The 26,842-nt window shown below is 40.9% G+C and carries 25 protein-coding genes and 1 pseudogene; 16 read left to right on the plus strand and 10 right to left on the minus strand.

Annotated elements, in window-relative coordinates:
• Positions 1 to 58: 58 nt before the first annotated feature.
• The 10 genes from CCS02_RS09015 to CCS02_RS09060 all read left to right on the plus strand — a co-directional run bounded on the left by CCS02_RS09015 (position 59) and on the right by CCS02_RS09060 (position 11,145).
• Positions 59 to 1,165, plus strand: coding sequence for a hypothetical protein (locus CCS02_RS09015; RefSeq protein WP_100187000.1), 1,107 nt, complete (start codon positions 59 to 61; stop codon positions 1,163 to 1,165).
• 56 nt (positions 1,166 to 1,221) lie between these two features.
• On the plus strand, positions 1,222 to 2,427 hold the full coding sequence (locus tag CCS02_RS09020) for an MFS transporter (RefSeq protein ID WP_100187001.1): 1,206 nt from the start codon (positions 1,222 to 1,224) through the stop codon (positions 2,425 to 2,427).
• Between the two features lie 76 nt (positions 2,428 to 2,503).
• A complete protein-coding gene (locus CCS02_RS09025; RefSeq protein ID WP_100187002.1) occupies positions 2,504 to 3,964 on the plus strand; it encodes a carotenoid oxygenase family protein in 1,461 nt (486 codons plus the stop codon).
• 69 nt (positions 3,965 to 4,033) lie between these two features.
• On the plus strand, positions 4,034 to 4,693 hold the full coding sequence (locus tag CCS02_RS09030) for a glutathione S-transferase family protein (RefSeq protein ID WP_100636382.1): 660 nt from the start codon (positions 4,034 to 4,036) through the stop codon (positions 4,691 to 4,693).
• A gap of 46 nt (positions 4,694 to 4,739) precedes the next feature.
• Complete coding sequence (locus tag CCS02_RS09035) at positions 4,740 to 5,180, plus strand: GlcG/HbpS family heme-binding protein (protein WP_100636383.1); 441 nt, start codon at positions 4,740 to 4,742, stop codon at positions 5,178 to 5,180.
• 17 nt (positions 5,181 to 5,197) lie between these two features.
• Positions 5,198 to 6,643 (plus strand): aldehyde dehydrogenase, encoded by a 1,446-nt coding sequence (locus CCS02_RS09040; protein ID WP_100636384.1) that lies wholly within the window; start codon positions 5,198 to 5,200, stop codon positions 6,641 to 6,643.
• 91 nt (positions 6,644 to 6,734) lie between these two features.
• The gene (locus CCS02_RS09045; RefSeq protein ID WP_100636385.1) at positions 6,735 to 8,291 is read left to right on the plus strand and encodes a bifunctional 3-(3-hydroxy-phenyl)propionate/3-hydroxycinnamic acid hydroxylase; all 1,557 of its coding nucleotides are present in this window, start codon (positions 6,735 to 6,737) and stop codon (positions 8,289 to 8,291) included.
• Positions 8,288 to 9,199, plus strand: coding sequence for a VOC family protein (locus tag CCS02_RS09050; protein ID WP_100187007.1), 912 nt, complete (start codon positions 8,288 to 8,290; stop codon positions 9,197 to 9,199). Before CCS02_RS09045 ends, CCS02_RS09050 begins: the two co-directional genes overlap by 4 nt.
• 1 nt (position 9,200) lies before the next feature.
• On the plus strand, positions 9,201 to 10,031 hold the full coding sequence (locus CCS02_RS09055; protein ID WP_100187008.1) for a fumarylacetoacetate hydrolase family protein: 831 nt from the start codon (positions 9,201 to 9,203) through the stop codon (positions 10,029 to 10,031).
• A gap of 196 nt (positions 10,032 to 10,227) precedes the next feature.
• The gene (locus tag CCS02_RS09060) at positions 10,228 to 11,145 is read left to right on the plus strand and encodes a LysR family transcriptional regulator (protein ID WP_100187009.1); all 918 of its coding nucleotides are present in this window, start codon (positions 10,228 to 10,230) and stop codon (positions 11,143 to 11,145) included.
• Between the two features lie 186 nt (positions 11,146 to 11,331).
• Here CCS02_RS09060 and CCS02_RS09065 read toward each other — a convergent pair whose 3' ends face one another.
• The 5 genes from CCS02_RS09065 to CCS02_RS09085 all read right to left on the minus strand — a co-directional run bounded on the left by CCS02_RS09065 (position 11,332) and on the right by CCS02_RS09085 (position 17,320).
• Complete coding sequence (locus CCS02_RS09065; protein ID WP_100636386.1) at positions 11,332 to 12,111, minus strand: cyclase family protein; 780 nt, start codon at positions 12,109 to 12,111, stop codon at positions 11,332 to 11,334.
• A 7-nt stretch (positions 12,112 to 12,118) separates the two neighbouring features.
• On the minus strand, positions 12,119 to 13,279 hold the full coding sequence (locus CCS02_RS09070) for an alpha/beta hydrolase family protein (protein WP_100187011.1): 1,161 nt from the start codon (positions 13,277 to 13,279) through the stop codon (positions 12,119 to 12,121).
• A gap of 421 nt (positions 13,280 to 13,700) precedes the next feature.
• Positions 13,701 to 14,939: an anaerobic sulfatase maturase gene (locus tag CCS02_RS09075; RefSeq protein WP_100187012.1), complete on the minus strand. Its 1,239-nt coding sequence runs from the start codon at positions 14,937 to 14,939 to the stop codon at positions 13,701 to 13,703.
• A 22-nt stretch (positions 14,940 to 14,961) separates the two neighbouring features.
• Entirely contained in the window at positions 14,962 to 16,797 is a 1,836-nt protein-coding gene (locus CCS02_RS09080) for an arylsulfatase (RefSeq protein WP_100187013.1), read from the minus strand.
• 250 nt (positions 16,798 to 17,047) lie between these two features.
• Complete coding sequence (locus CCS02_RS09085; RefSeq protein WP_100187014.1) at positions 17,048 to 17,320, minus strand: hypothetical protein; 273 nt, start codon at positions 17,318 to 17,320, stop codon at positions 17,048 to 17,050.
• Between the two features lie 140 nt (positions 17,321 to 17,460).
• Between CCS02_RS09085 and CCS02_RS09090 the strand changes: the two genes are divergently transcribed.
• On the plus strand, positions 17,461 to 17,922 hold the full coding sequence (locus tag CCS02_RS09090) for an acyl-CoA thioesterase (protein WP_100636387.1): 462 nt from the start codon (positions 17,461 to 17,463) through the stop codon (positions 17,920 to 17,922).
• Between the two features lie 142 nt (positions 17,923 to 18,064).
• Here the strand turns inward: CCS02_RS09090 and CCS02_RS09095 are convergent, their stop codons facing one another.
• The 5 genes from CCS02_RS09095 to CCS02_RS09110 form a co-directional block, all read right to left on the minus strand.
• Entirely contained in the window at positions 18,065 to 18,985 is a 921-nt protein-coding gene (locus tag CCS02_RS09095) for a LysR family transcriptional regulator (RefSeq protein ID WP_072838361.1), read from the minus strand.
• Between the two features lie 274 nt (positions 18,986 to 19,259).
• Positions 19,260 to 19,598, minus strand: coding sequence for a RidA family protein (locus CCS02_RS09100; protein ID WP_100636388.1), 339 nt, complete (start codon positions 19,596 to 19,598; stop codon positions 19,260 to 19,262).
• A 25-nt stretch (positions 19,599 to 19,623) separates the two neighbouring features.
• On the minus strand, positions 19,624 to 20,271 hold the full coding sequence (locus CCS02_RS22250) for an NAD(P)/FAD-dependent oxidoreductase (RefSeq protein WP_198515350.1): 648 nt from the start codon (positions 20,269 to 20,271) through the stop codon (positions 19,624 to 19,626).
• On the minus strand, positions 20,264 to 20,914 hold the full coding sequence (locus CCS02_RS22255) for an NAD(P)/FAD-dependent oxidoreductase (RefSeq protein ID WP_198515351.1): 651 nt from the start codon (positions 20,912 to 20,914) through the stop codon (positions 20,264 to 20,266). The genes CCS02_RS22250 and CCS02_RS22255 overlap by 8 nt, the downstream gene beginning before the upstream one ends.
• 63 nt (positions 20,915 to 20,977) lie before the next feature.
• Positions 20,978 to 22,012, minus strand: coding sequence for a histone deacetylase family protein (locus CCS02_RS09110; protein WP_072838364.1), 1,035 nt, complete (start codon positions 22,010 to 22,012; stop codon positions 20,978 to 20,980).
• A gap of 304 nt (positions 22,013 to 22,316) precedes the next feature.
• Between CCS02_RS09110 and CCS02_RS09115 the strand changes: the two are divergent.
• The 5 genes and pseudogenes from CCS02_RS09115 (at position 22,317) to CCS02_RS09135 (ending at position 26,803) form a co-directional block, all read left to right on the plus strand.
• Positions 22,317 to 23,584: pseudogene (locus CCS02_RS09115) on the plus strand (aminotransferase family protein).
• A 162-nt stretch (positions 23,585 to 23,746) separates the two neighbouring features.
• Positions 23,747 to 24,550 (plus strand): transporter substrate-binding domain-containing protein, encoded by an 804-nt coding sequence (locus CCS02_RS09120; protein WP_072838366.1) that lies wholly within the window; start codon positions 23,747 to 23,749, stop codon positions 24,548 to 24,550.
• Positions 24,551 to 24,665: 115 nt separating this feature from the next.
• Positions 24,666 to 25,322 (plus strand): amino acid ABC transporter permease, encoded by a 657-nt coding sequence (locus CCS02_RS09125; protein WP_072838367.1) that lies wholly within the window; start codon positions 24,666 to 24,668, stop codon positions 25,320 to 25,322.
• A 12-nt stretch (positions 25,323 to 25,334) separates the two neighbouring features.
• Positions 25,335 to 25,988, plus strand: coding sequence for an amino acid ABC transporter permease (locus CCS02_RS09130; RefSeq protein ID WP_100187017.1), 654 nt, complete (start codon positions 25,335 to 25,337; stop codon positions 25,986 to 25,988).
• Positions 25,989 to 26,023: 35 nt separating this feature from the next.
• Positions 26,024 to 26,803 (plus strand): amino acid ABC transporter ATP-binding protein, encoded by a 780-nt coding sequence (locus CCS02_RS09135; RefSeq protein WP_072838369.1) that lies wholly within the window; start codon positions 26,024 to 26,026, stop codon positions 26,801 to 26,803.
• Positions 26,804 to 26,842 lie beyond the last annotated feature (39 nt).

Consider the following 26,842-nt stretch of genomic DNA (forward strand, 5'->3'; position numbering starts at 1 on the left):
GCGGTGATTAATAACTAATCACAACTCAAATAATAAAAATAAAAATGCAGGTGAAATTATGAAAGTAAAACAGACGTTGCTCGCTCATTACATGGCCGCTACTGCCGCACTATTTTTCATGCCCTATGCGGTCGCTGATGAGGCAGAAACATCCCTAGGTATTAATCCGCTACCCCTTTCGATACAGGCTCAAATGAACCTTGGGCAGGCTGGTTTGATGAGTTCCTTTAGTAGTGGCGATACCTTTGGTGGCGTGCAGTGGCGTATAGGACAAGCGAGAACAACTATAGGCAAAGCCAAATCCACTTCATCTAGTGCAGACTATAAAGATGATACCTCTGACATTGTTGCGCCTCTTACCGTTCAACACATGTTGTCGGATGGAAGATCTCTTCTGCGTTTAAATGTTACCGGCACTTTATCCAATGGTGGCGATAATGAAGTGCAACTAGATGGTGATATTGGAAGGATGGATGCTCAGTACATACGCTTTCTTGATGTCAATACCATGTTGAGCTTTGGTGTATTTGGTGAACAAACGGATTTAGATATTGTGGACGCAGGAACCATCAAGCGACATGGTGCTGGTTTACGTTTTGACGTGATAAATAAGTTCAGCGATCACTGGGGAGCCACCTTACGTACAGAATATTCGTGGGGGAAACAAGAACTGAAGGTGGCCGCTGGCCCATTCATACGGACACATAAACCTGGCGATGATCACTTTTATCTACAGTCGGAACTCGTTGGTAATTACCACAATAATGATTTCGACAAAATCCCAGAAGGCTGGGTATTACATCCTGTTTTAGGCATGCAATTCCAACGCAATTTCCTTGAAGCAACAGCGGACAGTTTTGGCACGGTCTCTTCCGGTGAAGTGGGTAGTACTGAAAATTATGGCACGGTTTGGGGGCATTTACGTTTTGAAAAAGAAGCTCGACCAAACACCTTATCGCCAAGTGTTGTTATCGGCATAGAGCAAGAATACGTCAACGACTTAGACGAATACGTTGATGAGCCAACTTATGCTGTCTTCGGTGGTGGGATATCCATCATGCAACAATCTGGCAATCGATATGAATTGTCTTATTTACGTCATCAAGGTCTTAAACAAAACCGCTCAATTGAAGCCGTTGTCTTAACAGCCACTTGGAATTTATAAGCTAGGTGCGGCAACGATTTTAACATTTCAAATAACAATAATAAGAGAGAATAAAAATGATCAAATTAAATAGTACACAAAGCAAAATAGTACTGGGGATAGGGCATATGGCTGGTATGGTGGATTTAGCCGCGCTCCCCCTTTGGATAAGTGTGTTAATGCAAGATTACCACCTACTTCCACAGCAAGCTGGGCTTACTGTGACTTTGTTTCTTGTCGGTATCGTGATCTCAAGTATTATTTTGTCGCCTAAATATACTCGGCTCAACCATCGCTATGTTGCCGCCTTTGGTTTTGCAGTTGCATCGGCTTCATTCTTTACGGCATCAAAACTGTCTGTAGTTTCAGAAAGCTTTTCGATGCTCATAATATTACATGTCATTGCGGGGTTGGGGGCGGGGGCAGCCCTTTCATCCGTTCATGGAACCATAGGAAAAACAGAGAATCCTCATCGCTTATTTGGCTTAGTAAATGTTGCTTTAGGGGTTTTAGCCATTGTGCTATTTGCACTGCTTCCTCAGGCAACAAAACAAATTGGTGGCATAGCTATTTTTATTGCCTTTTTTGCCCTAATGGCATGCGCTGCGATCGTTATGTTTTTCTTCTTCCCCAAGGTTTCTGACGAAACAACAAAGCATAATAAAGACGAAAATCAGGCGAATAAAGTCACCGCGAAAATTTTATCCAAACCCGCAGTATGGATGTTTATTTGTGTTGTTAGCTGTCTAACATTGAATCAAGCAATGGTGTTTTCATTTGTTGACAGGATTGGCGACTTGCACAATTTTGATAGAAAGCAAGTGGAAACCGTTTTAATTGTCATGAGTTTCATCAACTTAACCCCTGGGATAGTTGCCTCATTACTGCAAAAGAGGTTATCACCTATCAAGGTTGCTATTGCTGGCCCTTGTTTACAAGCCTTGTTTGCCTTGTCTATTACGCATGCATCATCCAATTTTTTGTTGTATGCCATTCCCGTCGCGTTTTACGTCACGCTCGTAATTTTTACCCACACTTTTGTGTTTGGCCTATTGGCCAAAATAGACCCGACAGGCCGTGCCGTGGCGGCCACTCCAGCCATGATGATGATTGGGTCCGCAATAGGGCCTCTACTGGGTGGCGTTATCGTTGCGACGGTTGGCTATCAGGGACTAGCTTGGGCAACTGTCATCATTAGCTGTATCGCAGTGGCTTTGGTAATAAAAGCGCAAAGTTTATTAAAAAAGAAGGACGTAAACGTAAGCGAGCCAAGAATGGCTTGACACTTAAAACATTAGATTTTCACTGATTGGTAAAAAGTCATGGGTCACTGTGACATTTAAAGTAGGAAGAAAAATAATGAATAATAATAGAGTAGGAATGCAATTTCCTAATGAATTGACCTTCAAAGGTTACGCAGCACCTGTTCGTATTGAAGGACATGTGCATGACCTTGAAATCATAGGCAGTATCCCTCCAGAGTTGGAAGGAACCTATTACAGAAACAGCGCTGATCACACATATAGCCCTCTTCATCCTAATGATATTTTTTTAAATGGGGATGGAATGGTACATATGGTGAGATTTGAGCAAGGCCATGCAGACCTAACCACTCGCTTTGTGCGCACTAAAAAGTTTGAGCTTGAAAGACAGGCTCGCCGTGCGCTTTTTGGTTCATATCGTAACCCTTTTACCAGTTCAGAAGCGGTTAGAGAAGAAGACCACAACACGGCTAACACGTCAGTGATGTTGCTCAACAAAAAATTGTACGCACTGAAAGAGTCGGGTCGTCCTTATGAAATTCATCCAGATGATTTAACCACTCTTGGTGAAACCGATTTTGATGGGCAGCTAACTAGCCAGACCTTCACAGCGCACCCAAAATTTGATCCAAAAACAGGCGAATGTATTGCCTTTGCTTATAACTGCGAAGGGGTAGCGAGTGATGAAATAGAAGTTTACATCATCAACAAAGAAGGCAAATTTACCCGCTCTGAAAGGTTCAAAGCGCCTTACTGTTCCATGGTGCACGACTTTTTAGTCTCAGAAAACTACATCGCTTTCGTCATTTGTCCGATGGTGTGTGATTGGGACAGAGTCAAACAAGGTGAACCTTACTGGCATTGGGACAGCTCCAAAACAACCCATGTCGGAGTGATACCTCGAGATCGTGGTGTAAAAGCAATTCGCTGGTTTAATGTCAATAAATCTGTCATGCAAACTCATACATTTAATGCTTGGGAAGACGGTTCTAAACTGATACTGGACCAATTTGTCACCGAGTCCGGCTGGTTAAGCCAATTTCCTGACATTCATAATCCCGATGCTCATGAATTACCCCCTTTCGGTGAACGCTGGATTGTAGACCTCAGTAGTGATAGCGATTCCGTTGAAATCAAACGCTTCATTAATCACATTGGCGAAATGCCCGTTATCGATGCCCGTTTTGCCATGCGCAGAACACGTCATTTTTGGTTTGGCACCAGTAACAAAGAATTAGGACCAATGTTAGAACCTGGTCCAAAGGGACCTCCATTTACATGCCTTGGGCATTTCGATGAGCAAGAAAACAAACTCGATTTCTACTATGCCGGGCCAAACTCTGCACCAGAAGAGCCCTGTTTCGTACCACGCAGCCTAGATGCAGAAGAAGGCGATGGTTGGCTGTTATCCATGGTCGGCCGACGCGATGAGAACCGTACTGATTTGGTGATTTTAGACGCTCGAAATCTTAGCCAAGGCCCCGTTGCCATCGTGAAATTTCCCTGTCGTGTTCATGAAGGTTTCCATGGTATTTGGGTGCCTTCCTCATATAAGTAAATATAACAATTAACGGCGTTATTGCTTCTATTTTAAGGACGCAATAACGCCATTTTAGCGGAGTTTCTTATGATAACGTTATATGGATCCATGCATTCTAGAGCCAACCGTTGTGCTTGGATGTTAAAAGAGTTAGGCATCGACTTTCATCATGAACCAACCAATTTTTTAGATGGCAGTACCCATAGTCCTGAATTTTTGCAAATAAACCCAAATGGTCGTATTCCTGCGCTTGAAGATCAGGGTTTTACCCTGTTCGAATCGCTGGCTATCAATTTATATTTGGCCAAAAAAGCCGGCGGTGAGCTAGCGCCCCAAAACTTGCAAGAAGACGCATTCATGATGCAGTGGACCATTTGGGCCATCACTGAAATTGAAGAACCTTTGTTACTGGCGTCGGCCAATAATTTACTGTTTGCGCCAGAATCACGCAATGTTGAAGAGTTTAACCTAGCCGTGAAAAAACTCTCGCGTCCATGGGATGTATTAAACAACCACCTAGAAAATAAAGAATACATACTAGGCGATCGCTTTAGTGCAGCGGATTTAAATGTCGCTGCAGTGATGACATTGGTTCCTACGGCCAATATTGATATTTCTGCTTGGCCTAATATGCAAGCTTGGCTACACAAATGCCTAGAACGTCCCGCCGCAGATGACTGGAAACACGTTAATTTTACCATCTCACGACCTGACTCCCACTTAGGCATGCTTGCCATGTTTGTTTAACTTGAGTTTTAAACGCTCTCCTGTTTATTAAATAGAGGACCAAGAAATGACTTCACTGACACTAATTAATGCTTCAAACATCATAGATTCCGCTTTAAAAGCAGCGAGAAGAAACAACTTTTCCCCACTCGCTGTAGCCGTCTTAGACACAGGTGGACATTTAATTGCTTTTAAACGCGAAGATGGTGCCGGGATTGCGAGATTTGATATTGCCTTTGGTAAAGCATGGGGATCCCTCGGAATGGGGTTCGGCTCTAGTGAACTAACCAGACGCAGTCAGAAGAACCCACAGTTTATTAATACATTAACAACCATTAGTGGTGGGCGAATGGTGCCTTCACCTGGTGGGGTTTTAATTCTGGATCATGAAAAAGTCATTATCGGTGCTATTGGCATTTCCGGTGATATCGGTGAAAACGACGAAATATGCGCCATCTGTGGTATTGAAGAAAACGGATTTATCGCTGTAAACGGCGTAATTGAATAACCAATTTGGAGACAACAATGATCACTCAGTTAATGATTAATGGCGATTTGAGAGCCTCTGCTGACGGTAAGACCTACGAAAGAATTGACCCAGTAACAGAAAAAGTTGCCACCATTGCGGCAGCGGCAACAATAGAAGATTGTTATACAGCCCTTGAATCTGCAGAGAATGCATATAAAACTTGGTCAAAAGTAGGTCCTGATGCGCGCCGCAAATTATTAATGAAAGCGGCTGATATTATGGAGAGTAAAATAGCCGAATTTACGGAGGCCATTATTTCCGAAACTGGCTCCACGGCCAATTGGGCAGGGTTTAATGTCCATTTGGCTGCTGGTGTTATCCGTGAAGCCGCAGCAATGACAACTCAAATAGGCGGAGAAGTCATTCCATCCAACAAACCCAACACCTTGGCAATGGGAGTATACAAACCTAAAGGAGTTTGTTTGGGCATTGCCCCATGGAATGCTCCCGTTATTTTAGGCACCAGAGCAGTAGCAATGCCAATTGCCTGCGGAAACAGTGTCATATTAAAAGCATCAGAAATGTGCCCCGCAACACACCTACTGATTGGCAAATGCTTTCTTGAAGCAGGATTTCCAAAGGGCGTCTTAAATGTACTCACCAACGCCCCAGAAAACGCAGCGGCCATTGTCGAGTCTCTTGTTAAGAGTCCCATTGTTAAGCATGTTAATTTCACTGGCTCATCTCAAGTAGGACGCATTATTGGTCATTTGGCTGGTGAAAATTTAAAACCAGCGTTACTTGAGTTAGGTGGCAAAGCCCCTTTAGTTATTCTTGCTGATGCTGACATTGATGCTGCCGTTAATGCCGCAATTTTTGGCGCTTTTATGAACCAAGGACAAATATGTATGTCGACCGAACGCCTAATTGTCGATGACCAAATTGCCGATGAGTTTGTGTCAAAGTTAGCAAAACGAGCCGCAAACTTACCCATTGGCAATCCACGTGAACAAGTTGCACTAGGCAGCTTAATCACACGACAAGCCGCAGAAAAGATGGATCGTATTATTGCCGATGCCATCGAAAAAGGTGCCAATATTATAGCGGGTGGCCAACGAGAAGGTTCCATTGTTCAAGCGACACTCATTGATCATGTAAAACCCAATATGGTTATTTACCAAGAAGAATCTTTTGGCCCAGTCAAACCGATAATCCGCGTAAACGGTATAGAAGAAGCAATTCGTGTAGCGAATGATACAGAATACGGCTTATCTTCCGCTGTATTTAGTCGCGACATTAAGCTGGCAATGAACGTAGCGGAACAAATCCAATCTGGCATTTGCCACATTAATGGCCCAACGGTTAGTGACGAACCCCAAATGCCATTTGGTGGTGTAAAAGCATCAGGTTATGGCCGCTTTGGCGGAAAGGCAGCGATAGCTGAATTTACTGATCTACGTTGGATCACAATTGAAGACCCAAATCAACATTATCCATTTTAGAGAAAACAAAGACATTAACTAGGCACAGCTATCTTTAATCAATAAAAAGACATGCAAATGTGCCCTTTTTTATTTTTCAAAAGGTTCTTTTATGTTCGATGTAGCGATTATTGGTTGTGGACCAGTAGGTGCTTTGGCTGCCAATTTACTCGGTAAGTCTGGATTAAAAGTATTGGTGTTGGAAAAAGAAATTAATCCATTTCCCTTGCCTCGAGCCGTGCACCTTGACCATGAAATGATGCGCTTGTTTCAGTCCGCTGACGTGATCAACGATGTGCTAAATGACATGCGTGATACTCAGGGTCATTTGCATATAGGTGCAGACTACGGCGTCATGCGTTATATGGGAACGGTGGGGAAACCTCGTCCGTATGGCTGGTCTAATGATTATTTTTTCTACCAGCCAGAGCTTGAAAATCATTTACGTCAAGCGCTTAAGCAATACCCTAATGTTGAGTTACGTTTAGGCTCTGAATTTGACAGCCTGACACAGACAGATTCAAGCGTAATGCTAAATATAAGAACATCAAGCGGAGTTACAATCGAAAAAGCGCGCTGGGTGATTGCCTGTGATGGAGCAAGCAGTAAAGTGCGCAAATCGTTAGGCATCAAACTTGAGGATTTACAATTCGAAGAACCTTGGTTAGTGGTGGATGCGCAAGTAGACGGAGACGTGCAGTTTCCCAATTTTACTGGCGTGCCAGACGAAGCAGATTTACAACAACTTTCAGTCATGTTGTGTGATCCCAAACGCCCTACCACGATTGTCCCAGGTCGTGGTAACCATCGCCGCTGGGAAATGATGCTGCTGCCTGGGGAAAATGATCAATCAATGATGCAACCAGATAAAGTTCTAGAGCTCGTAGGACCGTATTTAAACGCTGTACCACATAAGATTGTTCGTGCTGCAACCTACCGTTTTCATGGTCTGATTGCAGAACAATGGAGGCTTGGTCAGGTATTTTTGGCGGGTGACGCAGCCCATCAAACTCCGCCTTTCTTCGGTCAAGGAATGTGCCATGGATTGCGAGATGTCGCTAATCTGGCCTGGAAAATGTCAGCGATTAAACAGGGGGTAAGTGACGAAGCCTTATTGGATACTTACCAAATAGAGCGGGATCCCCACGTTCGATCCGTTATCTCCTCTGCCATAGAGGCTGGCAAATATATCTGCATTTTAGATCCCCAAAAAGCGGCTGAACGTGACGCGACAGTGCGAAGAAAAGTAGCGCAAAACGAACTACCTAATACTGCGGCAGAGCTAATACCAGCGATTCAGTCAGGGGTAATTGCAACAGAAACGACGAAAGCCGGAGTGCGTTTTATCCAGCCTCACATTAATGGGGATTTAATGGACAACGTGATCAAAGAAAAATGGCGATTATTTATGACAGGCAAAAAAGCAGTAAAGGCCGCCAAGCACTTCATAGACCAAAACATGCCCAGTTATGACATTAGCATTACTGACGTCACCACACTGGACGACAAGGGCGCCATTTTAAATTGGCTGAAAGAAGCAGAAGTCGATAGCGTACTTATTCGCCCTGATTTCTATGTTTACGGAACGGCACTGAATGATGTATCGGGTTTGCTCACTTCTTTATTAGACCATATGCAGATGAATGTTAACTTGGAGAAAAGTGCATGAAATTACGCAGTGTTGAACTCGTTTTACCCAAAGCCAAAGAGGCCCATGACTTTCTAATAGACATCTGGGGAGCTGCTTCTGGAGGCCAAAAAGGCAACACCTATTATATTCGGGGCGCTGGCACCTTCCCGTACTTGGTCGCCTTAGAAGAAGATGAAGATCGCTTTGTACGCTCAACGACCTTTGTTTGTAATGAAGAAGAACTGCAGCACATTGTGACAAAGTCTCATGAGCGTGGTTTGAAAACAAAGCGTGAAGTATCAACTGACTTAGGTGGCGGTGAAGGCGTCATTGTCGAGCTGCCAGAAGGGGAATTATTTCGCTTTCTCGTTGGGGCAACGGATGTTCCAGCCATGCAAGGGCAGGATCTTCCCGTTAAATTAACCCATGTCGTATTCAATTCAACAGATGCAGAAAAAACCGCAGACATTGCAGAGGAAGTACTTAACTTCCGTGTTTCAGATCGTACCAAAGGCATGGTGTTTGTACGCTGTAACGACTCACATCACAGCACCGCTTTTGCTCGAGCAGGCTTTAGCTCGCTAAACCATATTGCTTTTGAAATGGCTGACCTAGATGGCGTAATGCGCGGCATAGGCCGACTCAGAGATCATCAAATGACACCTGCTTGGGGTCCAGGTCGCCACGGCCCTGGTGCCAATGTATTCGCTTATTTTATTGCGCCATTTGGCGCTGTCATTGAGTTTTCCACTGCCGTGGAAAAAATAACCGAAGACTACCCTGTGGGAGCGCCTGAAGATTGGACCTGGCCGGCAAACCGAATCGACCAATGGGGAACATCTGACAAAGACTTCCAAGGCTTGAGACAAGCAGAAGAGAACTTCAGATTTCGCCGCCAATGGGAACCCGAACAACGTATTAACAACACAAATAAAGAGAGCCAATAATATGAAATATCTTAGCTTTTTACGCCCAAATGGCACCGCGAGTTACGGTCGTTTAGAAAACGATATCGTATACGACCTAAAAACAGCAGACGCTCCCAGGGATCTGAAAACAGCGATAGCCAACAATGCACTGACAACGCTAGAAGTGCACGAAACGTTTGCCTATTCACAAGTCACCTTACTTCCTGTGATTCCCAATCCGAATAAAATATTTTGCGTTGGCCATAATTATGAATCACATCGCAAAGAAACCGGACGCGATGAAGTGGCTAATCCATCTATATTTATACGCTTTGCCGACAGCCTAACGGCACACAAGTCAGAAATATTGATACCTAACGTATCCACAAGCTTAGACTATGAAGGAGAACTTGCCGTGATCATTGGCAAAGGTGGCCGTGCGATTGCCGAAGCGGAAGCAATGAATCATGTGGCAGGATATGCCTGTTTTAACGATGCCTCTATACGAGATTGGCAATGGCACACAAGACAGTTCACACCGGGAAAAAACTTCCCAACAACTGGGCCATTTGGCCCTTACATGGTGACTCCAGATGAGGCAGGCAACCTAGAACACGTCCATGTTATTACACGCTTAAACGGTGAAGTCATGCAAGATCAACCGATTGGCGACATGATTTTCCCTATTGCTGAGATTATTGCTTATGTCTCAGCCTTTACTCCGTTATCCCCTGGAGATGTCATCGTCAGTGGCACACCCGGCGGCGTTGGCGCCAAACGTACTCCTCCCGTCTGGATGAAACCCGGAGATATTGTTGAGGTTGAAATTGGTCCAATGGGTACTCTCACCAATACGATTGGCCAAGAATAATCAGCAAAATAAAAATACTGATTAAGGTGACTGATAAAAATATCTCCCCCCTAATCAGTAAATTTATAACAACTTCTAAATACTCACCACCCTGACCGATAAAAATCGCCATAACCATTCGAAAAAAAACTTCAAATAGACACAATCATTCGATATTATCGAAAGATCATAAAAACAAGAACTAACGAGAATACCTATGCGATTTAAAAAACTCGACCTCAATCTATTGGTAGCTTTGGATACTCTGCTCACTGAACAAAGCATCACCAAAGGCGCAGAAAAGCTCAACATGAGCCCCTCAGCCTTAAGTAATTCCCTGTCCAGATTACGAGATTATTTTGAAGACGACCTGTTAACACAAATCGGTCGAAGAATGGTTATTACTCCTTTAGGAGAAAACCTAAAAGTCAGTGTTCGTAACGCCTTAAACAACATCGAAAGCACTATTCTTGTACAACCTAGTTTTGAGCCTCAAACTACGGATCGGATCTTTAGCATTTTCTGCTCAGATTACACACAGACAGTACTTGTACCTCACGCGTTAGAAATAGTGGGCAAACAAAAAAGCACGGCTCGCTTTCAGCTTTTAGCACAAGTAGCAAATAACCCACATGAGCAGCTTGAACAAGGTAAAGCCGATTTACTCATCATTCCATCCGACTTCATGTCCACTGAGCATCCCTGTGACATACTCTATGAAGAAGAATTTGTTTGTGTCGTATGGGAACACAGCAAGATTGCATCAGGGGAATTGACCGCAGAAAAATACGCAGCAGCAGGCCACGTCCTAATGCGACCAGAGGCAACTAAAAAAGATTTTTTTGGGACCTCATTCGCCCAAAAATACGGCATTAAACGAAACGTAATCGCCACTACCTTTAGTTTTGCTTCTTTACCAGCCTTGGTCATAGGTTCAGAAAATATCGCCACTATTCATGCGAGATTGGCAACAAAAATGGCCAAAGTATGGCCACTCAAAATACTGCCTTTACCTTTTGATATTCCCCCAATGAAGCAATGCGTTCAGTGGCATCAATACAGAAATAATGATGAAGGGCTTATTTGGTTACGAAATACATTAAAAGAAGCGGCGATCAACATGGATGTAGAATAAACAAAGCTCTGTCATTCGAAAGAGTTCGTTTATAGAAAGGTTTTATTCACTATTCGCATAAACTACTAAACAGCAGTGCGTTTCATTTTATTCTAGGGCAAGGGAGCAAAACATGCGCTTTACTCCCTATCTAGAGTGTTGGACACTTTTCATAGTTTTATTGATGAAAAATGCCATGCCGTGCACTCAGTTATCGATAATAGCAACAGCGCGAGTCCAGCCAGCGGAACCACCACGCACTTTATGAGGAAAACAGGATACGGTATAACCAAAAGCAGGCAAAGCTTCGAGGTTATGCAGTTTTTCCAAATGACAATAGCCTATGTCTCTACCAGCTTTATGCCCTTCCCAGATAAGAGAGTTATCACCAGTTTCCGCAACTCGTTTAGCAGTATGGCTAAAAGGTGCATCCCAAGACCAAGCATCAGTACCAGTTACTCGTACACCGCGCTCTAATAAATACATAGTGGCTTCATAGCCCATACCACAACCGATATTACAAAAATCTGGATCTCCTACAGCACTTCCTGCCGCAGTATTGATCAATACGATATCCATAGGTTGCAGCTCATATCCAATGCGTTTCAGTTCCGCCTCGACATCAGCAGCGGTTACTACATAACCGTTTTCAAAATGACGAAAATCCAGTTTTACTCCCGGACGAAAGCACCAATCCAATGGCACTTCATCAATGGTAATCGCCCTTTCACCGTTGTTCATTGTAGGATGAAAGTGCCAAGGAGCATCCAAATGTGTGCCATTATGTGTCGTGAGTTTCACTGTTTCAGCAGCAGCAAACCCGTGACCACCTGGGAATTCATCTGCCGCCACACCAGGAAAAAAGTGATTCGCTTCAGGGACTGTTTCTGCGTGCGTCTGATATGTGATCTCTGGGCGCATAAACGGTGGATCTGTAATAACATCGTTTTCAAGATAGATAGATAGATCAATAAATTGACGTGACATAGCTCTCTTACCCCTGTTTTCCACCCAATGTTTTAGCGAACCAATCTGCAATATAATCGCAGCCAAAACTCATATTATCTGCGCCAACATGCTCGACACCGCCTTCACGCTCGGTAAAGATTTTAAATTCACGATTTGGTGAGTTGACGAGCTGGTCGTAACTTTGATAAGCGTAGTCAAGATTGATCTGACGATCTTTTTCACCATGAGTAACTAGGAAAGGAACCTTTATTTTTTCCATAACGCCATTCAGATTCATACCTTCCGCTTTGGCAAAAAAATCTTCCATATCCGTCGCGCCAAATACCCACATAACATGTGCCCAGTAATGCGGAACTGGGTTTTCACCCTCGCGCTTTAGACGTTTTTGCTGTACTTCTGCCCAGTTGTGGTTAGCTCCCCACACTGCACCCGCAGCAAATCTAGGTTCGAAAGCAACAGCTCGCGGCGCAAAATGACCACCTAGCGATATCCCCGTCATGCCGATACGAGCTGTATCAACATCATCTTGCTGTTCTAACCAATCAATTGCCTTCGACGCCCAGACTTCGCTATTAGCAACAGCAGGCAGCCCATACGTACGCAAGGTTTCACCAGTGCCAGGCTGATCAACACAAAGGGTTGATATGCCTCGCTTAGCCAATGCTTGTGGTAGGTTTGACCAATAGAGCATCTCTTTACAGCTATCCAAACCGTTACAATAAACCACGGTAGGATGAGGACCATCACCAGGAGCTCGAACATACAGAGCTGGCATCGTGCCACCATTTTCCAGCGGAACCTCTACGTATTCACAATTGTCTTTACTAAATTGGATGCTTTTTCGGAAAGTAGCCTGCGCCTTGTCCCATGTTGCCATGCGATTGGGATGACCCTGCCCCTGCATTCTTTCGGCAACCATGAGGTACAGTGCGGCTCTTTTTAATTTACTACCCGCAGAAAAATAACAACCTTTCGCTTCATCTTCATCGGCTAGACCAATCAGTTTGTCCGCCATTTTCACCCACTGCAGGAGAAACTCATCAGTACCTGCGTCGTCTCCTTTCTCTGCAGCTTCGCGAAGTGGCTTGCACATATCGATGATTTCGCCAATTCTAGCTCCGCTTTCTACTGCAATAGAAACAGATAAGTTCCATACATAATTTGGAAAATATTCAAATAACGCCATGCTTACACCTCTAATTTTTATAATAGTGCCAGATCATTTATCGAACAAAAAAAATACTTATAATTTATAAATGGTAATTTTATAATTAATAAATTTTCATCTGAATTTAATTAAAAAATATTAAAGCCAAAATCAAATTAGATAGCCCCATAAAAACCATTTTATATTTATTTATATTTAATCAATGAACTAACATAAGTAACAAAATAAACAATCTATTAACATTTAAAAAAACACATTAAATATAGACCACTACAGCTTTTCATAAAAAACCTTTAAACAGAATCAACCATTCGATCTGATCGAAAGGTCTTAAAAAAATTTTATGAATCTTTAGACAACGTAAGAAACCAGATCTCAATTTGTAAGTACTATTTGGCACGCTACTAACTGAAAAAAGCATCTTTAGTAACGCCTTACGCTATGAATAAAACCTTCGCTTTATCTCTTGCTTTACCTTTTTCATTGGCAACTGGTGGCTCAACAAGCTTATGGTTTCAGACATTTTCGGTACGGCATGAGAAAAATGCGATTTAAAGCCATCACAAAGATAATTACGATTAAATAGTCCATCACTAGAAGACTCAAATCGGTGTTTTGGACAGCCACCATGACACACGGAACGTACTTCACATTGATGACAATCGACACTGATACTACTGAGTTTATCTTGACCAAATTTAAGGTTTTTCGGCAAATTAACCAGTTCAATCAACGATGTTTCATTAACGTTACCTAACTTATGCTCAGGGTAAACATAGTGATCGCATGAATACACATCTCCGTTAGACTCCATTGCTAAGCCATTACCGCACGTTTCACTAAACACACAAGCCCCCGGACGACCAACAAGCTGACTCATGGTTTGCTCAAAGTTCATCACGAAGACTTCGCCCAAATCGTTTTGTATCCAATGATCAAAAATCGTATTCAAAAACTTGCCATACGCTTTAGCTGGGACAGACCATTCAGCAAGATTTGATTCGCCAGCAAATGTCGGTTGAATCAAGGTTAAGCCATGGCTATCTGGGACAATGGCTTTACGCTCAACCAAGGGAATGAATTGCATATATCGACTACCAATACGTTTTAGAAACGCATATACATTCAATGGCCGCTTAACGTTTTCTGCATTCACGACCGTTAGCGTATTAAAATCCACATTATGTTTTTTAAGTAACGCAAGGCCGTTCAGCGTTTCGTCAAAGGTGCTTTTACCTTTACGGGAAAGACGATAGGTATCGTTACTAATTCGATCACCATCGATAGAAACACCAATTAAAAAATGGTGTTCTTTGAAAAATAAAGCCCACTCCTTATCAAGCAAAGTCGCATTGGTTTGCAAGGAATTAGTCACTGTTTTATAACCGCGATATTGCTCTTGAAAAGCTATTGCCTGGCGAAAGAAGTCCACCCCTAACAACGTGGGCTCGCCTCCCTGCCATACAAAGTCAATAACATCTCCTTGCTGAGACTGAATTTGCTCACGTATGTAATTTTCTAGCGTGGTATTGTTCATACGCCACTGTTTTTTTCTATCCGGATAAAGGTGCTCTTTCTCTAGATAGAAACAGTAGGTACAGTCAATATTGCAGACCGAACTACTCGGCTTTGCCATGACACCGAAGTTACTTATTCGCTCTATTACCTTGTGATTCATAGTATCTCCAACAACGAATATGTTATCTACCATTGTAGGAAGCAGCATGCTCCACGACGTTATTTTGGCGAATGTATTCGCGGAACTCTTCTTTCATATCAGCCAACACATCAGGATATTCAGCTGACAAGTCTTTCGTCTCCCCACGATCTTTAGAGATATCATACAAGGCAAAAGGAACATCCTTTGTGAACACTGGCGTACTACTTAAAGGCGCTTGCTGACTCAACTTCCAGTTATCACGAACCAGATAACTGGCTCCCATCAACTCATCTGCCAACACACTTCCTTTCGGATGAACGTCAGTAAAACTTCCTGATTTTTGTAAGGCAGATAAAAATGACACGCCTTTAGGTGGGTAAATCTCTTTATCCTTATAGCGTGTACTCGGTAGATCGACGCCAGCAACATCTAATACGGTAGGTAAAATATCTACAACCTGCAGGCGAGCATTCGAATTGGGTCTATGCTCATTTTGACCGTTTAACTTCACAATAAAAGGTGAGGCTGTCGCCCCTTCTGCACCAGTAAAACCTTTAAATAAACGAAATGGTGCAGCACTCACTTCAGCCCAACGAGGCCCATACGCCACAACGGAACCTTGCTTACCCATATTATCTAATGAGTTATCTACCTTGGTACCAGGAATTGGCAACATGAAAGCTGGCGCGCCTTCTGCCCCATTGTCAGACATAAATAGGATCAAGGTATTATCGTATTCATTAATGTCTTTCAGATGAGCGACTAGCTTTCCTATATGGCGGTCTAGATTGCTTACCATAGCCGCATAAATTTCCATGTTTTTGGCTTCTTTAAGCTTCTCTTCTTCCGTTAGTTCTTTCCAACGTTTTGGACCAATAGACTCTGCGGCAACTTGGTTAACATCCTTAATTAAACCTAAGGCCTTCATTCTGGAAATCCGCTTTTCTCTGATGGCATCATAGCCTTCATCATATCGACCTTTTTGAGCATCAATATCCACTTGCGGCGCTTGTAATGGCCAATGAGGAGCCGTATAGGCTGCGTAGGCAAAGAAAGGTTTACCATCGCCACGACTCGAATCAATATAATCAATTAGCTTATTGGTATAGAACTCAGTGGAATAAAAGTCTTTTGGTAATTGCGTGGCAGGAAATAAACGATCATTTTCAGCATACATGGTTAGATCAAGCGGAGTAGGCACGGCTGGTGGAGCAAAATGTGACCCGCCACCATCCACTAAGGTATAGCTTTTCTCAAACCCTCTCACGTAAGGCAGTGCACTTTTATTAACACGATACCAGCGTTTGTGATCTTTATCGGGGGCTTTCACGTCGTAAGCTAAATGCCATTTCCCTACCATATAAGTATGATAACCAGCATCAGAGAGCAACTCTGGCATAGTGGCTGTTTTTTCACTTATATGACCATGATAGCCTTCAGGAATATTATCAAAATCATAGCTATTCGATGCTCCCCAAGGCGCATTGATTGGCTTATTCTGAACAATATTCAGCCCTACAACCTCACCCATATTACCGATACCCGCTAGATGATGATCAACCCCTGTCATCAGACTTGCCCGAGTAGGCGAACACACAGCTGCGGTGTGAAAATTAGTTAGAATACGACCATGTGCTGCCAAAGCATCAATATTTGGGGTGTTTATTTCACTACCAAAAGCACTCAGATCTGAATAGCCCAAATCATCTGCCATAATCAACAATATATTAGGGCGACTAAGGCTGGAGGATACAGTTTCAGCCTGAATAGCAACCGACGTGGTCAATAAAGAAACGGCAACAAGACCAAGACGTAAGTGAGGAATTTTGAATTTCAACAAGGCACTCATGCCATTGTCATGAAAGCGATCAATCATAGATACATCCACTAACTAGCTGTGTTTTATTTTTATTAGAAACAAAGCTATCAGTAACTAGCCTTTGATCAAGCCCTTAAAAGTGAACCCATGTATTGATGAAATCGAATGATGATGGCGCGACAAGCAATAAAGAGGTACCAAACAATATCTACTCTTCATCTTCAGTGGCAGAATAATAAAAAGACCAAACGTTATGTTCGGTCTTTTTGTGCATTCATATCGATTGAATATCGTTCATATATTAGCCTTACTCAATAACACCCGATTGTTTCTCAATTTCATGTAACTCATCGGAAACAACTTTTTCTTGAGTAGGAATATATTTTTTCAGAGTCTCATGATAAGGACAGCCGGAGAACTTTGGATCCCCTTTGTATAGTGACGCGAAATGCTCAGGGAATGCCTTATCAAGCTTGCGAATTTCTTCGCGAACTTCGGCTTTTTCTTCCCCAGTCATTTTATCTCTAGCATCAATATAGGCTTCCGTAGGATCATCCTCGTAGTTAAGAAAAACACACATAGAGTTAAACCTAGTGTAGCAGCGTAGTTAATTTGGCTATCTAATGAGAGATGTTAATATGCACAAATAGGCGAACACTAAAAATTTTTACTCTAAAATGAATTTATTGCAACTAACGCTTTACCCTACAGAGATCAACTATGTTTCATACTACAATAATAAAACCTAGATTTTCTGAAACAGATAAATTAGGACATATAAGCAATACCGTTTTTCCTGTTTGGATGGCCGAATCACGCTCCGATTTCTGCCGATCAGCCCTTGAAATAATACAGCCTTGGGTGGTTGCTAATATTTCTATCGATTTCAAAAAAGAAGTACTTCATGGTGATGATGTCATCGTCAATACTTATGTGGAACGCACTGGCAGCAAGTCGATTACTTTTTATCAAGAAATGTTTCAATACGAGAAACTTTGCGTAGTAGGACGTACAACAGTTGTATGTATAGACAAAGCCACAAAACAATCTTGTTCATTAAATAGCAATGACAAGGAAAAGCTCCAACCATATCTAGTAATACTTGAAAGTGATGGTAACAACACATCCTTACAGTACAAGCAGCCGAACAGTTTCGATGAGCAAAAAAAATCACCGGCTTAATGTAAGCAACCCTGCTTTTAGCTTACCCACGTATTCAAGTTCTCCGCATGCAGACAAAGTAATATCAGAGCAATGGGACACAACAGACGCCTATATCAATACATTAACAAGAACGTTATAAGGTTAAATTGGCGTTTGTAGATCAAGAGCCATAAAACGCTACTATTTCTTCAATAAACTTAGACTCTATAAGTGACAAGGCTCGGGTTTTATGCCAATAAATATGAACAGGGATATCAGCCACGCCGTCTTCAGGAGGTAAGCGTCTAAGCTTGGATTCTAGATGGGTCGCTTCAATAAATTGATCAGGCAATGCTCCAATACCATATCCAGTATAAATGAGGCGGACAGCTTCATCTAGATTATTAGTATAAGCACTAATACGACCATTTAAACCATGGGCTTCCTTGAATAAAGTAATTGGTGAAAGAACATCGCCAATATCTTCACACAATAAAGCAATAAACTCTTCTTTTAATAAACTATCTAGACTCAAATCAATAGCATCAAATAGAGGATGATGATACCCACAATACAAATAATATCGCTGTTCAAACAATAGTTTATGGTTAATTACTTCAGGGGTATATCTTCCTAAACAAATACCAATTGCAGGATTTTTTTGCTCAATATCACTTAAAATATCCAGACTAGATTTAACGTTCATATTCAACGTTATATTAGGATACTTTCTTTTAAAATAGACTAAAAAATTATTATATTTTGGATTGTGAATTCGACTAGCCACCAAAATCTTAATCTCACCTTCTAATAAATGTGAGTTAATTCCTTTCATCGCCTCAATGGAAGTAATTTCTGTGAAAATTGTTTGAGCAACTTTCAAACAATAGTGACCCATTGGAGTAAGCTTTAAAGGTTTGGTATTGCGGATAACAAGTTGACTGTCAATTTTCTCTTCAAGCTTCTTTAAGCTTTGACTGACAGCCGATTGAGTGATGTTCAAACGATTAGCAGCAGCACTAACACTCCCTTCTTCATATATAACAATAAGCACATGAAGTAGTGTCCAATTCAAATTATCTGCTAATTTCTGTTGTATCATAATAATCAAAGCACTTATATTATCGTGTTTTTATAACTGAAAAATGCAAATCGAAGGCTATGGTTTTTACACCGACAATCACACAGCACGATACATTTTTTCACCCTATTGTAACGGATACTACAATATAGTTAGATACTACACAGATTTTTATTTTATTATTTATACTATTCTTTAAAATTTAAGAAATTTGTCTTCTTTTCAAGTAGAAATGCATGATCATTAGCAGACTGTTTGTCATCAGCCAATGATCATACAGCGTATACGCAACTTCTTATTCAGCAGCAATCACTGTGATTTCTACCAACAAATCAGGATGGGCTAGAACCGACTCGCCACATGCTCTAGCTGGCGGTAAAGTACCATCAAACCACTTGTCCCAAACTGCATTCATTGCTTTAAAATCGGTCATACTTTTCAACCATACCGTTGCTGACAATATTTTCGATTTGTCACTACCCATTTCTTCTAATAGCGCTTGTATTTTTTTCAAACAAGTTAATGTTTGTTCTGACACATCCTCATCAATAGCACCAACTTGACCTGATAAATATATCGTATGATTATGGGTCACTATTTGGCTCATACGCTGATTGCTATGAAACTTTTGCATTATTCTTCCTCTAGGTAGTAAAAAATCATTCTATTTTAGAAAATCGCTGAGCATTAAATGGACTAACGTCAACTATTGTCGGTTTATTATGAATTAACTCTTCAATAATACGACCTGTAATCGGCCCTAATGTGAAGCCTTGGTGGCCATGTCCAAATGCGAGCCATAAATTAGCATGCTTACCAGCAGCACCAATTACAGGTTTCATATCTGGCATACAAGGTCTAGAGCCACACCATGGTTCATTTTCAACGCTATTATTTAAAGGTAAGATTTTTTTTGCGAAAGCCACTACATCAGACAGTTGTCCTACATTTTTTTTCGCGTCTATTAAGGTCATCTCAGCCCCAGTAGTAATACGAATGCCTTGTTGCATAGGCCCCATAACAAATCCTTTGTCGACTTCGACCAAGCTGTGATTAATTGTGTTTTCGTTTTGAACTTTAAAGTGTTGGTGATAACCACGCATTGGAAATAAAGGAAAATCATACCCTAAAGGCTTTATCAGCTGATTCGACCAAGGCCCGGCAGCAACAACTATGTGATTACAGTAAAAAATACCGTCATCCGTTATTATCTGCCACCCATCGCCATCTGGAAGAATTTTTTTAACATCACTATCTCTTATCTCTCCTCCCATGTTTTGGAAGCTTTTAGCATAGGCTTTAACCAATGCTCCAGGGTTTGAAACCTGCCAAGAATTTAACCAATGCTCCAGGGTTTGAAACCTGCCAAGAATTTAACCAATGTATTGCTCCAACTACCCCTTTAAAGTTGCAATGAGGCTCTAATTTTTGCAATTCTTTCAAAGAAAGAATCTGATGATTAACACCTTGATCACAACTTTTTTTAGCAACTTCAACAGCCGCTTTAAATTTAGTCTCGGTTCTATGGATCTCAATCCAACCATCACGCCGAATGAGGTTTTCAACATTGGCGGCTGTAATCATCTTTTGATGTTCACATGTGCAATGCTCAATTAGAGTCTGCCATTCTTTTTCTATTTTTTGGATTAAATGTTGAGATGAAAATTGCCAGTACTGGAGTAGAGCTTGTCGATAATGTAGAAGTGCAGGCCAACGATAACGAATACTGGTATTGTTGTTAGGCACTATTTTCAACAGTTCAAATAGCTGTCTTGGAAAAGGATGTATGTGGATCGCCTCTCGCTGAATCAGACCGGCGTTACCATATGATGTTTCTGATCCTGGTGACTTTCTATCTATTAATAGAACCTTAGTTTTTTTTTCCTGAAGGTGCCAAGCTATAGACGTTCCAACCATACCTGCACCAACAACAATAACCTCATAGCGCATAACATATCCTTTTCCCAATCTGTGTATAAATTCACATATACCTAGACATAAAAATGCAAAGTGTTATTCATCTAAGGTGAAACCAGATATAAATGCTTGAAGGTTTTCATTCAGCTTTTCAATACAGTAACCACCTTCTACCAAAATAATAATGGGCTTATTAAGTGCCTTTAGTTTTTTTGACAATCTAAAAAAACCATTTGTACTAACATTACATTTAGCTTGCGGATCATCTTTATAAACATCAAAACCTAGAACGTGAATAACAACGTCTGGATTAAATAATTTTACTTTATCAATTGCTTTATCAACATAGTTGAAAAATCCGTCTTCATCTGTTCCATGAGGCATTGGAAAGTTATTGTTATACCCATAACCCTCTCCTTCTCCTTTTTCGTGCTCATGCCCAGAAACTATCGGATAAAAATTGATAGGGCTACCATGTACTGAAGCATATAAAACGTCTTTACGGTTATAAAAAATCTCCTGTATTCCCTGTCCATGGTGCATATCTGTATCTATGATGGCAATTTTTTTAAATTTTGGTTTTAAATACTCAGCAATAATTGCAGCATTATTCAAATAACAAAAACCACCTGCTGCACTTTTTCGCGCATGATGTCCAGCAGGCCTTGTTAGACATATCTGTACTTTATTTGACGGCTCTCCCTCTTTTAATAATGCATCAGCTGCATTTAATGCAGTTTGAGCAGACCAATAAATAGATGTCCATGTGTATTTTCCTATAGGAGCACTACCATCCGCTTGATATTTAGCCGCTTTAGCTAAAATACCAAGCCCAAAGTTATTATGTGGCATATAGATTGATGTCTGAACCTCTTCTCCTACCTCATCCTCTAAAGCAATCCATTCATCATAGCCATTTTTTAGAAACTCCACATAACCAAAGTCATGTACTGCTAGAATTGGATCAATGCCAATTTCTTTAGCATCTATTACGTTTAAACCCATGGCTTCAGGAGCTCTTAATAAAGCAGTTAATCTCTCTGGCTTTTCTTGAGGTTGATGTATTTTACCCCGAGAATAAAAGCTTTTAGGCTTATGTAACTTTTGATTTTCATGACTGTATATTTTCATATTACGCACTCTTATTTAACGCTTAAATTCTCGGTTAAAGACATTTTTACATTTGATCGATCAAATGTATTTCCCACAGAATGAAAGGTCAAATTATATAAAATAATATAAGGTATAAGTACAGCTAATATATTTTCAGATAAATGGCAAAATAATCCAAAATCAAACAAATTAACTAATATATTTCATTGAAATAAATTTTTACTTGTACATATAATGAATTCAGTCGAAAAACACCGTCATGCACCTGACAATAGGAAATGTAATGACTAATAACGCTTTATTCTACTTGACCAATAACGATATGCCGGTTGTCAGTCATGCAAATGGTATTTATATCTGGGATACACAAGGACATCGCTACATAGATGGTTGCTCAGGTGCTATTACTTGTAATATTGGACACAACCATCCGACCGTAATACAGGCAATGTCTGAACAACTAAATAAAATTGCTTTTAGCTATCGAACTCAATTCGAAAGTCAAGTTGCTGTAGATTTAGCAGATCAACTTGTCAATATAACTGAAGGTGACTTGGATAAAGTTTTCTTTGTTGGTAGTGGTTCAGAAGCTGTCGAAAGCGCAATAAAGCTAGCAGTACAGTATTTTGTCGCTAGTAGCCAACCAAAACGCTGCAAGTTTATATCCTTAAGTCCTTCGTATCACGGTAGCACTCTTGGAGCCTTAGGTTTAACTGGGTACGAACCATTAGAGGCACCATATCGCTCAATTTCTATTAGTTCTATAAAAGTGCCCTCTCCAGATTTATACCGCTACAAAGAAGCCAACATTGAAGAACACATCACAACAGTACTGATACAGACTGAGAACGCTATTTTAACAGCAGGTGCAGACACAATAGCTGGCATTGTCTTAGAGCCAGTACTGGTGGACGCATGGTCACCAAACGTTATATGGAAGGGTTGCGTGCTTTGTGTGATCGATATGGTTGTCTATTAATTATGGACGAAGTACTCAGTGGTATGGGACGCACAGGAAAATGGTTTGCTTATCAACATTTCGGCATAGCACCTGATATTTTAACATTGGCCAAAGGCTTAGGTTCTGGTTATTACCCTATAGCGGCTATGATGGCGCGAAAAGAGTTAGTCGATGTTGTAGACCTTAGTGGTGGTTTCATGCATGGTCATACATACGCAGGAAACCCTCTAGCATGCGCCACCGGCCTTGCTGTTATTGATGTAATGAATACTGAACAACTGATCAGTAATTCTTCAAAACAAGGCACCTATCTTCATCAGCAACTTGAACTACTGGCCCTTAAGCATAATTGTATTGGTGATATACGTGGCATTGGCTTGCTTCAAGGTCTAGAACTCGTACAAAACAAGATAACCAAAGAACCTTATCCACCATCGTTTAATGCCTTTGAAAAAATCACAACTCTAGCCAAGAAACGCGGCTTACTTATTTACCCAAGACGTTGTTTAAATGGTTTAGCAGGAGACCATGTATTAATTACACCGCCACTAACCGTAACCAGTGAAGATATTGATGAAATAATTACCTTATTGGACGAAAGTTTTACTGCTTTCGAGCAAATAAAATAGAATAAATAATACTCCATATAAGAGCAGGTATTGATATTAGAAATATTAAAAACGAATAAAAAGAGAGTTAAAAGATAAAATAATAATAAATCAGTATAAAAATTGCGATGCACAATAATGTGCGCCGTCTATCATAATAAACTGAAAAGAAAGGAACAAAATATGAAAAAATTCACAAAAAAAATATCACAAACTTTTATGCTTGCAGCCGTCATCTCTGGTGCTACCGCTATGGTTTCCACGTCAACATACGCACGTGACCTAGATGAAATCCGTGGTGATGTACTTCAAGTGGTCAATTCAGGTGCTTATCCTCCGTTTAGTTTTGTCAATACTCAAGGTGAGTTAGTCGGCTTTGATGTAGATATTGCCGAGGCTCTAGCTGAAAAGATGGGAGTTAAAGTTAATGTTCAGTCATCTCCTTGGAATGGCATTATTGCAGCTCTAGCCGGTGGTCGTTTTGACGCCTGTATTTGTAGTATGAGTGATACCGAAGAACGTAGAAAAGCCGTCGCTTTCACAGACTCTTACTATAGTGCTGGCTTAGCAGTCTGGGTAAAAAGTAATACTAATGATGTGAGTAGTCTTGCAGATTTTTCTGGTAAGCGTGTTGGCTCTACTTTAGGTGAAACAGGTAACCAGTGGGCAGTAGAAAAAGCCGATGGTAAATGGCGTAACCAAACCTTTCAAGGCTTACCTGACATGATGAATGCTCTTAATACAGGCCGCATTGATATAATGATTGCTGATGACGTACCTGTCATGGTGGCCATTAGAGAAAACAAAAGCGATATTAAAATAGTCGATGTAGGTCCTTTACCTCGCTTTCCAGCCGCAATTTCTATTCAAAAAAATAAGCCTCAGTTACTTGCTGCTTTAAATTCTGCTTTAAAAGAGATCAAGTCCGATGGTACTTACCAGGCAATTGTAGATCAATGGATTGGTAAAGGTGCCAATATCCAGTAAAGACCATGGGAAAGATCATCGCATTTAATGCGCTGATCTTTTTTCACGCTAATACTTCTCATTAAGAAGTTACATTGTACGTAGCAGCTTAATAACGAAAAACAAAGGTAAGCTCATGGATTTCAATTTGATGATCGAGGTTACTCCGTTGCTAGTCAAAGCAGCGTGGATCACGATCGATATTTCTATCCGCTCATTATTTTTTGGCTTCTTTATTGCGTGCGGACTGGTTTTTTTACAGTCTTTTCAATTTGCACCTATACGCTGGTTTGCTCGTGGCTATATTAGTGTCATCCGAGGAACGCCATATTTCGTGCAGCTATTATTAGTGTTTTATGGTGGACCAAGTATTGGCTTAAGGCTTGACCCCATTACGTGCGGAGTTGTCGTCGGTGCATTCAATATTGCGGCCTATATGAGCGAAGCTATTAGGGGCTCTATTGAGTCTGTTGATAGCGGCCAAGTAGAAGCCTCAAGGTCTCTAGGTTTTGGGAAAGTTCAAACTTTAGTATCTATTATACTACCGCAATCAGCTGCACTGATGATCCGCTCTATCGGGATATTAGCCATCGTGTTGATCAAAAACTCTTCATTGGTTTCTATAATATCGGTGGTTGAATTAACTTATCAAGCACAACGTTTGATTGGTTCTACCTATAAACCCTTAGAGATATTTACGCTTAGTGCGTTTATGTATGTCATCATAATTTATGCGGTAATGGGAATTATTGAATTAGCCTATCGTCGTGCAATGCGTTATACAACCCTATAGGAGGTTCCAGAAATGGAATTTGATTTCACTCCGGTAATAACTTATTTTCCTACCTTATTAAAAGGGGTTGGAGTGGGTTCTCTTGTTGCTGTTATCGTTGCTTTTATGTCAATTGTAGGTGGTTTATTAGTAGCGGTGATATCTATTTATATTAATAAAATAGTGAGTTGGCCCCTACGCTTTTTTATCTGGCTATTCATGACAACGCCCTTATTACTCCAGCTCTATTTTTTATATTTTGGTCTTGGCGAATGGATTCTGATTCCCGCCATATTAGTTGGCATACTCGGACTAGGTTTTCATTATATGGCATATAATGCTGACATCTTCGTAGCGACTATAAAGTCAGTATCAAATGGACAATATGAAGCATCACGATCTCTCGGATTCGGACATGCAGCTACTATTTTTTATATTATCGTCCCACAAGCTTTTATTCGCTCTATCCCTCAATTAGGAAACAATATGATCTTGATGGTAAAAGACACGTCGGTTTTATCAGCAATTGGGGTTGCTGAATTAGTGTATGCCTCTCAGTATGCAATAAGTGTGTCTTTCAGACCATTTGAATTCTTTATTGTCATCGCTGCAATGTATTATCTAATCAATATATTTATGGAACTAGGACAAGTTTGGCTTGAACGTGAAACAGCGTATCGTCGTTAAAACTTCACCAATTTTATAATTAAGGTAGAACGGAAATGAATACAGAACGAAATAAAGACGAACCGATGATTGAAATTCGTGATGTTCACAAAAGTTTTGGCGACTTGGAAGTTCTAAAAGGCATCAACTTAACGGTTAATAGAGGAAAAATAGTCTCTATTATTGGCCCTTCTGGATCTGGTAAAAGTACATTATTGCGCTCTGTGAATCACCTTGAAGTAATTGATCAAGGTAATATTCTTCTTGATGGAGTGCAAGTTAATCGGCCCGATATGAAAGGTTTGCAATTTGAGCGGCATATTAACCATATACGCCAGAATATGGGTATGGTTTTCCAACACTTTAACCTTTTCCCCCATTTATCTACAATTGATAACATCACTTTAGCACCTAGAAAACTTAAAAAAATGCCCCCAAAAATAGCTAGAGAACTTGGTATGGAGTTGCTTAATAGAGTAGGTCTTGCCAGTAAAGCTGATGTATTTCCAAATTGGTTATCAGGTGGTCAAAAGCAACGAGTCGCTATTGCTCGAGCTTTAGCAATGGAGCCTAAAGTAATGCTATTTGATGAAGCGACTTCTGCTTTAGACCCAGAGCTTGTTGAAGAAGTTAATCAGGTAATGCAAAGCCTAGCTGAAGAGCAAATGACCATGTTGATCGTGACACACGAAATGGGATTTGCACGTGATGTTTCAGATTGGGCTATGTTCATGGATGGTGGTGTCGTTGTTGAAGAATGCGCTCCTCAGAAGTTATTTAGTAACCCTGATCAGGAACGGACTCAAAATTTTCTGCGTAAGCATCTTAACTCCTGATTATCCTAAAACATTTTTTAAAGTTTTTATTAATAAAGA

Source organism: Marinomonas sp. ef1 (assembly GCF_002806845.1).
GTDB classification, from domain to species: domain Bacteria; phylum Pseudomonadota; class Gammaproteobacteria; order Pseudomonadales; family Marinomonadaceae; genus Marinomonas; species Marinomonas polaris.

Bases quoted from the DNA above. Each gene is read 5' to 3' on its own strand.
- CCS02_RS09055 (WP_100187008.1), top strand. From the start codon at position 9,201: ATGAAATATCTTAGCTTTTTACGCCCAAATGGCACCGCGAGTTACGGT.
- CCS02_RS09015 (WP_100187000.1), top strand. From the start codon at position 59: ATGAAAGTAAAACAGACGTTGCTCGCTCATTACATGGCCGCTACTGCC.
- CCS02_RS09035 (WP_100636383.1), top strand. From the start codon at position 4,740: ATGACTTCACTGACACTAATTAATGCTTCAAACATCATAGATTCCGCT.
- CCS02_RS09100 (WP_100636388.1), bottom strand. From the start codon at position 19,598: ATGCAAAAGTTTCATAGCAATCAGCGTATGAGCCAAATAGTGACCCAT.
- CCS02_RS09120 (WP_072838366.1), top strand. From the start codon at position 23,747: ATGAAAAAATTCACAAAAAAAATATCACAAACTTTTATGCTTGCAGCC.
- CCS02_RS09125 (WP_072838367.1), top strand. From the start codon at position 24,666: ATGGATTTCAATTTGATGATCGAGGTTACTCCGTTGCTAGTCAAAGCA.
- CCS02_RS09050 (WP_100187007.1), top strand. From the start codon at position 8,288: ATGAAATTACGCAGTGTTGAACTCGTTTTACCCAAAGCCAAAGAGGCC.
- CCS02_RS09030 (WP_100636382.1), top strand. From the start codon at position 4,034: ATGATAACGTTATATGGATCCATGCATTCTAGAGCCAACCGTTGTGCT.
- CCS02_RS09040 (WP_100636384.1), top strand. From the start codon at position 5,198: ATGATCACTCAGTTAATGATTAATGGCGATTTGAGAGCCTCTGCTGAC.
- CCS02_RS09020 (WP_100187001.1), top strand. From the start codon at position 1,222: ATGATCAAATTAAATAGTACACAAAGCAAAATAGTACTGGGGATAGGG.
- CCS02_RS09070 (WP_100187011.1), bottom strand. From the start codon at position 13,279: ATGGCGTTATTTGAATATTTTCCAAATTATGTATGGAACTTATCTGTT.
- CCS02_RS09075 (WP_100187012.1), bottom strand. From the start codon at position 14,939: ATGAATCACAAGGTAATAGAGCGAATAAGTAACTTCGGTGTCATGGCA.
- CCS02_RS09135 (WP_072838369.1), top strand. From the start codon at position 26,024: ATGAATACAGAACGAAATAAAGACGAACCGATGATTGAAATTCGTGAT.
- CCS02_RS09110 (WP_072838364.1), bottom strand. From the start codon at position 22,012: ATGAAAATATACAGTCATGAAAATCAAAAGTTACATAAGCCTAAAAGC.
- CCS02_RS09060 (WP_100187009.1), top strand. From the start codon at position 10,228: ATGCGATTTAAAAAACTCGACCTCAATCTATTGGTAGCTTTGGATACT.
- CCS02_RS09095 (WP_072838361.1), bottom strand. From the start codon at position 18,985: ATGATACAACAGAAATTAGCAGATAATTTGAATTGGACACTACTTCAT.
- CCS02_RS22255 (WP_198515351.1), bottom strand. From the start codon at position 20,914: ATGCGCTATGAGGTTATTGTTGTTGGTGCAGGTATGGTTGGAACGTCT.
- CCS02_RS09065 (WP_100636386.1), bottom strand. From the start codon at position 12,111: ATGTCACGTCAATTTATTGATCTATCTATCTATCTTGAAAACGATGTT.
- CCS02_RS09090 (WP_100636387.1), top strand. From the start codon at position 17,461: ATGTTTCATACTACAATAATAAAACCTAGATTTTCTGAAACAGATAAA.
- CCS02_RS09085 (WP_100187014.1), bottom strand. From the start codon at position 17,320: ATGTGTGTTTTTCTTAACTACGAGGATGATCCTACGGAAGCCTATATT.
- CCS02_RS09080 (WP_100187013.1), bottom strand. From the start codon at position 16,797: ATGATTGATCGCTTTCATGACAATGGCATGAGTGCCTTGTTGAAATTC.
- CCS02_RS09045 (WP_100636385.1), top strand. From the start codon at position 6,735: ATGTTCGATGTAGCGATTATTGGTTGTGGACCAGTAGGTGCTTTGGCT.
- CCS02_RS09130 (WP_100187017.1), top strand. From the start codon at position 25,335: ATGGAATTTGATTTCACTCCGGTAATAACTTATTTTCCTACCTTATTA.
- CCS02_RS09025 (WP_100187002.1), top strand. From the start codon at position 2,504: ATGAATAATAATAGAGTAGGAATGCAATTTCCTAATGAATTGACCTTC.